Source organism: Sphingomonas cellulosilytica (assembly GCF_052321755.1).
Taxonomy (GTDB): domain Bacteria; phylum Pseudomonadota; class Alphaproteobacteria; order Sphingomonadales; family Sphingomonadaceae; genus Sphingomonas.
Window position 1 is genome coordinate 1 of sequence record NZ_JBQRTT010000014.1, and the last position, 9880, is coordinate 9880.

The 9880-nt window shown below is 63.9% G+C and carries 6 protein-coding genes, 1 tRNA gene and 1 pseudogene; 7 read left to right on the plus strand and 1 reads right to left on the minus strand.

The features are described 5' to 3' along the window. The 7 genes and pseudogenes from ACTZQ5_RS13910 to ACTZQ5_RS13940 all read left to right on the plus strand — a co-directional run. Positions 1-106, plus strand: a pseudogene (locus ACTZQ5_RS13910) (IS5/IS1182 family transposase); the annotation flags it as partial. 42 nt (positions 107-148) lie between these two features. Next, entirely contained in the window at positions 149-3076 is a 2928-nt protein-coding gene (locus ACTZQ5_RS13915; protein ID WP_443585738.1) for an ATP-dependent DNA helicase, read from the plus strand. Between the two features lie 101 nt (positions 3077-3177). Beyond that, the gene (locus tag ACTZQ5_RS13920) at positions 3178-3861 is read left to right on the plus strand and encodes a hypothetical protein (protein ID WP_443585739.1); all 684 of its coding nucleotides are present in this window, start codon (positions 3178-3180) and stop codon (positions 3859-3861) included. 1 nt (position 3862) lies between these two features. Continuing rightward, positions 3863-4282, plus strand: coding sequence for a hypothetical protein (locus ACTZQ5_RS13925; protein WP_443585740.1), 420 nt, complete (start codon positions 3863-3865; stop codon positions 4280-4282). Continuing rightward, on the plus strand, positions 4279-5712 hold the full coding sequence (locus ACTZQ5_RS13930) for a ThiF family adenylyltransferase (protein WP_443585741.1): 1434 nt from the start codon (positions 4279-4281) through the stop codon (positions 5710-5712). The genes ACTZQ5_RS13925 and ACTZQ5_RS13930 overlap by 4 nt, the downstream gene beginning before the upstream one ends. Positions 5713-6166: 454 nt before the next feature. Beyond that, on the plus strand, positions 6167-7897 hold the full coding sequence (locus tag ACTZQ5_RS13935) for a hypothetical protein (RefSeq protein WP_443585742.1): 1731 nt from the start codon (positions 6167-6169) through the stop codon (positions 7895-7897). A 244-nt stretch (positions 7898-8141) separates the two neighbouring features. Continuing rightward, a complete protein-coding gene (locus tag ACTZQ5_RS13940; RefSeq protein WP_443585743.1) occupies positions 8142-9785 on the plus strand; it encodes a recombinase family protein in 1644 nt (547 codons plus the stop codon). On the opposite strand, the gene ACTZQ5_RS13945 is transcribed toward ACTZQ5_RS13940, so the two are convergent. After that, positions 9756-9832 (minus strand) — tRNA-Met (locus ACTZQ5_RS13945). The two genes, ACTZQ5_RS13940 and ACTZQ5_RS13945, sit on opposite strands and share 30 nt — an antisense overlap. Positions 9833-9880 lie beyond the last annotated feature (48 nt).

The window sequence follows — 9880 nt, forward strand, 5'->3', positions numbered from 1 at the left end:
CGGCCGCCTCAAAGACTGGCGCCGGGTTGCTACCCGCTACGATCGATGCCCGACCGCCTTCCTCTCCGCTATTGCCCTCGCTGCCACCGTCATCTTCTGGCTGTGATCAACGAGTCCTGACCCTAGGGCGCTTGCCCGGCAATTGTTCATGGCCGGCGAGCGCGCGGCGGCGATAGCAGACCGGCTTGGCATTCGCCGGGAAACTGTCTTCCAGCAGCTCACCGACGCGTTGCTGCTTCCGGACATGACTCCGGCTAGGGACAACGCCTCGCGCCCTTCACCTCCTCCGGACCAATTTCAGGAGGAGGCGATCGTTCACCGCGGCGAGGCATTCTTACTTGAGGCGGGTCCCGGCACCGGCAAGACGAAGACGCTGGTGGAACGGATCTCACGACTTCTCAAGAACAAGGAGGCCCAGGCCGACGAGATACTGGCGCTGACCTTTTCCAACAAGGCTGCGGGCGAGATTGCCGATCGCGCCGAAAAGGCAGCGGGTGCCGTTGCGGCTAATATCTGGACAGGGACGTTTCATGCCTTCGGTCTCGAGCTGCTTCGCAAATATCACGAGATTTTCGGAAAGGGGCAGGATCCGCGGCTGATCGACGGCAGCGAGGCCATCCATTTGCTGGAAGACAGCCTGCCGACGCTTCCCATCGTCCACCTGCAGAACTTGTTCGAGCCGGCGCTCGCGCTACGCGACATCTTTCGTGCCATTTCCCGCGCCAAGGACGAACTCGCCAGCCCGGCAGACTATGCGGAAAAGGCCGAGGCAATGGCGAAGAAGGCGGCGGAGGACAACGACGCGGACGCTGCGCTCGAGGCGGCGAAGGCCGCCGAAGTCGCGCTGGTCTATAAGTATTATCAGGCCAAGCTCGATGAGCTCAAAGCTGTTGATTACGGCGACCTTGTCATGCTGCCGGCACTGAAACTTCGCGACGACGCCGAGTTCGCCAAGATCCTTCGCGCGCGTTTCAAGTGGATCCACGTCGATGAGTATCAGGACATCAATCGCGCCAGCGCCGTCCTCATCAAGGGTCTCGCCGGCGAAGGAAATAACCTGTGGGTCGTTGGAGACGCGAGGCAATCCATCTATCGCTTTCGCGGCGCATCAACCGCCAACATGGCACAGTTCAAGAAGCACTATCCGGTTTCGCTTCGGCGCAGACTGGGGCGAAACTATCGTTCGACCAAGCCAATCGTCAGCCGCTTCATGCAATTCGGCAACGACATGCAAGTGTCGGATTATGCGCTTCCGCTCGAGCTTGAAACGGAACGAGATGAACCTGGCACGTCCCCAAGCATTTCCGTCGCGGCAGACACTGATGCGGAAATGGACGAACTCGCAGGTGCCGTCCGCGCGCTGGAGAAGGGCGGGACTGCGCTAAGGGACCAAGCCATATTGGCCAGAAGCAACGGAATCCTTGGGCGGGTCGGCGATGAGCTGGAAGCGCGCGGGATTCCGGTGCTCTATCTTGGTCCGCTCTTCGACCGCCCTGAAATACGCGATCTTCTTTCGCTGCTTGCAATCGTCGGCGGGGCTGACGCACCGCTCCTGCGCGTTGCCGGCTTTCCCGAATATGGCGTTCCGCTCGACGACGTCGTCAAGCTTCTGGGGATCGCGCGTGAGACGAAGAGACCGGTGACCGAACTCATTGTTGATGCGGAGACCCTAGCAGTTTTGTCGGTGCCCGCTCGTATGGGTCTCGAGCGCCTTAGAAATCATCTGCAGGGGTTTCATGCGGGACACACTCCGTGGTTCATCCTCATGGAATATCTGTTCGAGCGAAGCGACTATGTCGTCCATCTGACGGTCGGCCAGGCACCGCGCGACGAGATGCGGCGCGTGGCAGTCCGCCAACTTGTCGAAGCGATGCGGTCGATGCCACTGCGCGGCAGCAGGTCCCCCATCAAGCGCGGGTTGGACCGCGTCCGGCATATGGTATTGCTTGCCGATGATAGGGAGTTGAGACGCCTCCCCGACGAGCTTGCCGGTCTCAATGGCGTCCAGCTGCTTACGATACATGGAAGCAAGGGACTTGAATTCGAGGCTGTGCATTTGCCCTGCCTGTACGCTGGCACGATCCCGGCGGCCGACCGGCAGCCGCGCTGCCCTCCGCCCGCCGGCTTGATCGACAACAGCGCCGAAACCGACAGTCACGTTGCCGAAGAGGAATGTCTCTTCTTCGTGGCCTTGTCGCGTGCGCGTACACATCTGCGACTTTATCGCGCGGCAAGACGTGCGGGCAAGAATTCGAACCCGTCGGCCTTCCTTAGCCGGCCCGGCCTTGCATTGCCGGCCCCCGCCGATTGTCAGAAGGTTACCAGGATTTACCCGGTTGTCGCCCCATCCCCGCTGCCGGTACCGCCGCCGCCTGCAAAGCTGAAGCATCGCGACATCGAGCGCTACGACGATTGTCCGCGTCGCTTCTATTATGAGCGCGTTGCCTCACTCCGCGGCGATGCACCCGAAAGTGCCTATCTCGAGGCTCATCGCTGCTTGCTGACGGTCCTCGATGCGGCTCGTGAGAGTGAGGTTGCCCTTGATGCGGCTCAGGTTTCGGCCATCTTCGAGGAGGCATGGTCCACGAGCCCACTGGTGGGCCATGTCTTCGAAACCTCTTACCGGAACCTGACGGAAGCCATGCTGGCCGGGCTCCTGCCTGTCCTCGCAGCGGGCAGCATGGAAAATGAGCCCAAATTATCCGTCGAGATTGGCGGGCGAACGGTCGAGCTACATGTCGATCAGATAATCGGCGACGGATTCGGCACAATCTACCGTACAATCCGGGCCGGCAAGCAGAGCAAAGGCGAAGCGGACAAGATCGGCAACAGCCTGCTGCTGGAAGCCGTCAATCGGGGGGGCGTTAAATCTTGCCGCGTTGAGACCTTTCACCTGGCCGGCGCCGCAACGACGCCTATCGAACAGACCGACCGAAAGAAGGGCGCCAGACTCGAAACCAGTCGAACCATCGTCGCGGCGATCGACAAAGGGGAATTTCCACCCAAGCCGAGCGACTGGTCCTGCCCGCGCTGCCGCTACTTTTTCCTCTGCCCGGCCCCGATGCCTGCCGTCTAATTTTTTTTGTAGACCTACTTCCGAGTTCGCGGACCCCAGCGATCAACCTCCTGTCGGCCCCGGCATTCCGTCGTGGCCCGAACGGCATGAGGTAATTTCACATGGGTACCGAAGAAAAAAACAATGAAGCGAGCCGTCCGGGCCGTTTCAGCTTTCTCGTCAATAGCGAAACCTATCGCACCGACGATCGTCACATCGACGGTGAAGATGCGCTGCAGATCTCGGATCACGATCCTGCCGACCAGCACATCCTGATCGAATTGAAGGATCGCGGCACCACCTCGGTGGGCCTCGACGAGAAGATCGATCTCGGCGGCGGTGACAAGGCGTTTCGTGCGTTCCGTGGCGACCGCATCTACCGCCCCACCGTCGAGGGTCGCGGCTACGAATGGGGGCGGCGCAGCTTCGCTGAGAGCGAACTGCGCCGTATCCACCGCATTGAGGCCGATGAGGTGTTCAGCATGTCGCTGCCGGGCGAGGATCTCCTCATCGATGACGAAGGCGAGGTCGATCTCGAAGCGGCGGGGGCCGAGCGTCTCGACGTGGTAAAGCGCCCCGAGGTGCGGATCACGGTCAACACCAAGCCGGTGACGATTTCGCGCGGCTGGCACGATGGCCTCGCGATCAAGACGGCCGCTATCGCGCAGGGTGTTGCGATCCAGCTCGACTTCATCCTCGATCTCGAGGGCGAAGGCGTCCCGGCCCGCGTCATCGGCGATACCGATCGCGTGTTCATCCGTGGCGGCGAAAAGTTCGGCGCCGTCGACAACCACGAGGACAGCTAAAATGGGCGAGATGCGCGCTGGCGTCACGGCCGCCATCGCGGAGCTGCGCGAACAATTCGCGCAGCTTCCGCTCCACGTTTATCCGTCTCCCTGTGGCGGCGCGCATGTGCTGATCGATGAAATCCCCCTCGGAAAGCCCTTTGCGCAGGAGACTACCTGGGTTGGATTTTTCCTTTCCAACGCGTGTCCGGAAGACGACACCTACCCGTTCTGGGTTCGGTCGGATCTGAGCTTTGCAGATGGACGGGCTCTCTCGCCGCCGATCCACGGCGCAAATCACTTTCCAGCAGCCGACACGCCCGGCCTCCCCCAGCGGCCGGCCGTGATGATCTCTCGCCGACAGCGAAACCAGTCGGTCTGGATTCAGGAATCTCCGCTGCTGAAACTCCTCTCCGTCATGAAGTGGATGACCGAACGATGAAGCAACGCTGCGAAATGCGCATGACGCGCTCAATGTATGAAGAGCTTTCCGCTCACCTTTTTCCCGGCGACGGCGACGAACATGGTGCGGTCATCCAAGCCGGGCTGCTGCAGACCCGTTCCGGACCGGTACTCACCGCGCGGGCGCTCGTTCTCGCCGAAGAAGGCAAGGACTGGGTGCCCGGAAACCGCGGGTACCGGATGTTGCTTGCGCGCTTCATCGCGCAGCAGGCGCGCCTCTGCCGTGACGAGAAGCTCGTCTATCTCGCCGTGCACAACCACGGCGGCAAAGACAGCGTCGCCTTTTCGAGCGTGGACATCGAATCCCACGAACGTGGCTTTCCGGCGCTGCTGGATCTTGTTGAAGGCATGCCCGTCGGTTCACTGGTCTTCGCGCCCAATGCTGTTGCAGGCGATATCTGGTTTCCCGGGGGCGAGCGATTAACCCTCGATCGGCTGATCGTGGTCGGCGCTAAGCGAAAAGTCCTGCGCCCCCTACCAGAACGCACGGCTACGGGCGAGGCCGGACGCTTCGACCGGCAGGTTCGGTTGTTCGGCGTCGAAGGGCAGGCGATACTGGCAGGCAGCCGTGTGGCGATCATCGGATTGGGCGGCGTTGGCTCGTTGCTTGTCGAACTGCTCGCACGGCTCGGTGTCGGACAGTTCGTCCTCGTCGACCCCGACCGCGTCGATCCCACAAACGTGCCGCGCCTGGTCGACGCGACATCATGGGACGCGATGGCCTGGCTGGTCGGCAAACCTCGTCCGCAATGGATTCGCAAGCTCGGCAGGCGCTTCGCCACCAGGAAAGTCGATCTCTCGCGCCGTGTGATCCGCCGCGCCAATCGCAAAGCGCGTGTCGAGGGTCACTTCTCGGTCATGGAGAAGCCCGAAGTCGTCGCAGCGATCAAGGACTGTGACTTCATCTTCCTCGCTGCCGACGGCCACAGGGCGCGCCGGTTGTTCAACGCGCTGGTTCATCAGTATCTGATCCCGGGCGTTCAGATGGGAACGCGCATCCAGGTCGACCCCGAAAGCGGTGCTGTGATCGATGTCCACACTACTACGAGGCCCGTCTCGCCCGCCAAGGGCTGCATGCTGTGCAACCAAGCAGTCAGCCAGGTGCGCCTTCGCGAAGAGAGCATTTCACAGGGAATGCGCGCAGGCCAGCGCTACGTCGATGAGAATGACGCACCCGCGCCGAGCGTCATTACCCTCAATGCGCTGAGCGCCTCGCAAGCTGCCAATGACTTTCTATTCTATATTACGGGATTGGCACACGACGATGCGTTCGGTGGCACGATTCAAGGGCGTCCGCTGGGGCGAGGCCTTCGTTTCGTCGAACCGCGAGCAGACGGAGAATGCCCTGACTGTGGCTCGGGCGGAAGGCGTGCTCGCGGCGACCATGCGCGATTGCCATTGATCGAGTGAAAGTGACCTCGACGTGTGGCCACTTACGCCCGTTTGATGGAACCCTGTATCCAATGACGATACTTGTCGGCTTGCAGCGCACTGGCATGTAGCCAACGGCTGCTTTCGGAGCGTTGCGATATCGGAAGCTACGACTGAGATTGGGGCGCGTAGCTGCCATTGCGAGCTTCATGAACAAATGTTCACTTACGCCAACTGTCTGCCCGAAAGCGGACCGGCTGTCCTCCACCAACCTTGGAAGCAGCCCTTCTGCTTTGCGACGTCGCAACTCGGCATTTTTTGCAGATTTTGCCTCACGCGCGTGGGTTGCACGATCCTCTTCCGCTCGAAGGCGAATTCGGAGCTGCGAGACCCGGGCTCGACGACGATGAACGCCGTCCGCGGAGGAGGAGGCATCAATTCATCAATCGTCAGCATGTGCGGGTCAGGCTCCGTGGAAGAGCGGAGACGAATGATGGATACGATCGAGAACAAGGCCAACCAGCGCGAGCCGACGACGTCGGCCAAGCTGATGAAGGAGGCGGCGGGCCTGGCCTTTGCCTATCTGTGCAACGCCTTTGACGATGCGCTGTATGACGAGTGGATCGACTATCGCCTGATGGGGCGCATCGGCAAAGATATCGCGTGCGAGATCGACAATGGCGCGGTGCACGCCGCCAACTCACTGGATGGCGCACGCATGGTGCTGGCGGCGTGGTGCATGAGGGTTGAGGAGGCGCGCGACGACCCGGAGCTACCGGTCACCATCGAAAGCACCGACCTCGCGCACAGCATCGCCATCTCGCTCGGCGTGCCGCACCTGCTGCGCGGCACGACCACCAGCCCGAGAGGCGGCCAGACCCGTTTCAGCGTGGCGGCGGCGGTACTGCTGCGGGCGATGTTCGACGGGAACACGCAGCTCGACCGCGACCTCGCCAACCTGGCAGGCTTGCCGGAGAGCAGTTCCGCAGCCGACCGCGCCCTCGCCGCGCGCGCCGCCGACGTGAAAGCCGGCCGCATCGTCGCTCCCTCGTCATGCCCCGACGGCGAATGGTGGCGCCGCGCCGAGGCCGCAGACCGCGAAGCGTTGGCGAGGGTCTTTCCGCAACGTAACTTCGAGCGCGTGCTCGAGTCGGCGCAGTGCGAGTATCTGACCGCCGCCGGTGAGGCCATGCTGGACCGGCTGGACACGATGAAGACATCGCGGAGCCGCGCGCACAGCTGGGAGGAGCAGGCCGTCAACCTGACGAGCCGGTACATCTGCGAGTTCCTGAGCCAGCGCGGCTGGCGCAAGGAACATGAGCTTCTGGCGGGCGCAGCCGGTCGCCACTTCGATGCGGTGGCAGCCGGGGAGGAGCACGCCGCGACCATCGTCGACAGCGCTCGCATGATCCTCATCGACTGGGCGGTGACGAGCGATCGCCTCGCGGCAGCCGGGAGTGCCTCGGCGGTCAGTGTGGCCCGGCAACGCGCCATGCAGGCGCTGGAAGACTGCGGCCTTTCACATCTGAGCGCTCGCGACGAGCCGCACCTGCGCCCGCAGGTGCTGCACGAGCAGGTGCGCGATGCCGCGCGCCGCGCCGTGTCGCTGGATCGCGGCACGAAGCTCGATGCCGACCTGCATCGCTTCAACGACTCGCTGGTCGAGGGGAATGTCGCGGCAAGCGGTCGCATGGCCGAGCAGCGCGCGGCAGACCGCGGCTTCGTCCACCCGCACGGTGAAAAGGCTGCGGGCGTGGCAAGCTGGGCGGAGCGGCAGGCTCGTGAAGTGTCCACGCATGTCGCGCTCGAAGAGGCAGTGTCAGCGCTTCAGGACTATCGCGCCCGCTACCCGCAGCCGGCGCCGCCGATCATCTACTTCGGCAAACGCGGGCGTGCCGGCTTCGCGCCGGACGAACTGGCGGCCCTTGAGTCGCAGGTCGCGCATCCCGGCGAGCGTGTGCGGGTTAGCGCACCCGGGTACGACACCGCCAGCGCGATGACGATCGCCGAGACGCATGCGTTCCGCGGACCGGAGGGCCGTCTGGTCGCCCGGTACCGGGTAGACGCCCACGACCGTGATTTCAGCGACGAGGATCTGGTCCGCCTGGGTCGCCGCCATACCGACGGCGGGCGCGTGCTCCTCGACCGCGCGACGTGGACCCCGCCGGTGAAAAGACTGAGCCTCGTGGCGAGCCGCGCGATGAACGTCGGCATGGGTATGTGATGATTTCCGACCGGCAGCCGGTGACGGCTGCCGGTCGTGCATTTTCCCGGCGACTCGCGTGGGTTGGACGATGCTTTTGTCCTGTGGGCTGGTGGATGGAACACCAGCCCCACCTCGCGCCACCGTTCTCCTCTCCCGAATCGGCACGCCACGCCGCCGCACTGGCGCTCGCCAGACTGCTTGCGCGCGACCTCGCGCGGACTCATCTTGGCCGTGACGCCCGTAGCGATGGGGAAATGAAGTGATGAGGGTCGCGCTCTACGCCCGCTACTCGACCGATATGCAGAAGCCCGAGACCATCGCGGTTCAGAACGGCAACATGCGCGCCTATGTCGCCAAGGCCGGCTGGCAGGAGGTCGGCGCATGGGCGGACGAGGCGATCTCGGGCGCGACGCTCAACCGCCCGGGCATCCAAGCCCTGCTCGCCGCCTGCGAACGCCGCGAGGTCGATGTGGTGCTGGCCGACGAACTCGACCGCGTGTCGCGCGGCCAGTCGCATACCGCCAAGGTCTACGAGCGGCCGCAGTTCCTCGGCATCCGGCTGGTGACGGTGGCAGAGGGCGAGATCACGCGGCTGCACGTCGGCATGAAGGGGACGATGAACGCCGAGCAGATCTCGGCGACGTCGCGCAAGACCCGCGATGCGCTCGCCGACCGGCACATGAAGGGCCTGAATGCCGGTGGCCGCGCCTACGGCTACGACCTCGACTTCCAGCCCGACGCGCGCGGCGACCGCATCCCCGGCCACCTGAAGGTGAAACCGACCGAGGCGGAAACCATCGTGTGGATCTGCGAGCAATATGCCGCCGGGCGCTCGGCCAAGGACATCGCCGCCGAGCTCTATCGCCGCGGGGTGCCCGGCCCGCGCGGCGGCAAATGGTCGGCTTTGACCATCAACGGCAACAAGAAGCGCGGGACCGGGATCCTCAACAACCAGGCCTATGTCGGGCGCCCCGAGCACCAACGGCAGACGTTCCGCAAGGACCCGGAGACGGGCAAGCGCCACGCCTTCGCAACCGCCGAGGGCGTGAAGAAGGCCGCCAAGGCACCGCACCTGCGCATCGTCAGCGACGAGCTCTGGGCGAAGGTGAAGGCGCGCCAGGAACAGACCGCCTGCCCGCACGGCCCCGAGGTAACGCCGTTCTGGGCCAGGCAGCGCCCGAAATACCTGCTGACCGGCAAGGTCACCCGCGGGGTGTGCGGCTCGAACTATGGCAAGGTCGGGAAGCTGCGCTCGGGCTGCCACGCGCGCAGCAACTACGGCGAGGTCGGGTGCAGCAATAATTTGACCATCCGGATAGGCGAGCTTGAGAAGCAGGTGCTCGCGGCGTTGAAGGACGACATGCTCCGCCCCGACGTCATCGAGGCATTCGTCGCCGAGTATGTGGCCGAGAGCAACCGGCTGGCCCGTGAGCGCGACCGCGACGGCGCGGCGCACCGCCAGGAGCTGAAGGGCGTCGAGGCCGGTATCCAGCGGCTGACCAACGCCATCCTGAACGGGGTGGATGCTACGTTGGTGCGTGACGAGCTCTACCGGCTCGGCCGCCGCAAGGCGACGCTAGAGGATATGGTCGCCGAGGCTACCGAACCGTCCGTCCCCGCCCTGTTCCATCCGAAGCTGGCGCAGGTGTATCGCGAGAAGGTGGAGGACCTGCTCGCCGCCTACAGCAGCGAGGCGAGCCGCACACAGGCGCAGGAGATCATCCGCGGTCTCATCGAGCGGATCGTGCTGACGCCGGTGGGCGGCGTGCTGCGGGTGGAAATGACCGGCGATCTGGCCGCGATGCTGACGATCAGCCAGGCGAGCGGACGCAAAAATACCCCGGGCGCGGATGCTACCGGGGTGCGACAAGTCAAGTGGTTGCGGGGACAGGATTTGAACCTGTGACCTTCAGGTTATGAGCCTGACGAGCTACCGGGCTGCTCCACCCCGCGTCATGGTTTGTGCGTTACGGCGGCAAGCGTATGGGGCGTGCTGACGTA

Excerpts from the sequence above, each read along its gene's own strand:
- ACTZQ5_RS13915 (WP_443585738.1), top strand. The coding sequence starts at position 149 with ATGGCCGGCGAGCGCGCGGCGGCGATAGCAGACCGGCTTGGCATTCGC.
- ACTZQ5_RS13930 (WP_443585741.1), top strand. The coding sequence starts at position 4,279 with ATGAAGCAACGCTGCGAAATGCGCATGACGCGCTCAATGTATGAAGAG.
- ACTZQ5_RS13925 (WP_443585740.1), top strand. The coding sequence starts at position 3,863 with ATGGGCGAGATGCGCGCTGGCGTCACGGCCGCCATCGCGGAGCTGCGC.
- ACTZQ5_RS13935 (WP_443585742.1), top strand. The coding sequence starts at position 6,167 with ATGGATACGATCGAGAACAAGGCCAACCAGCGCGAGCCGACGACGTCG.
- ACTZQ5_RS13940 (WP_443585743.1), top strand. The coding sequence starts at position 8,142 with ATGAGGGTCGCGCTCTACGCCCGCTACTCGACCGATATGCAGAAGCCC.
- ACTZQ5_RS13920 (WP_443585739.1), top strand. The coding sequence starts at position 3,178 with ATGGGTACCGAAGAAAAAAACAATGAAGCGAGCCGTCCGGGCCGTTTC.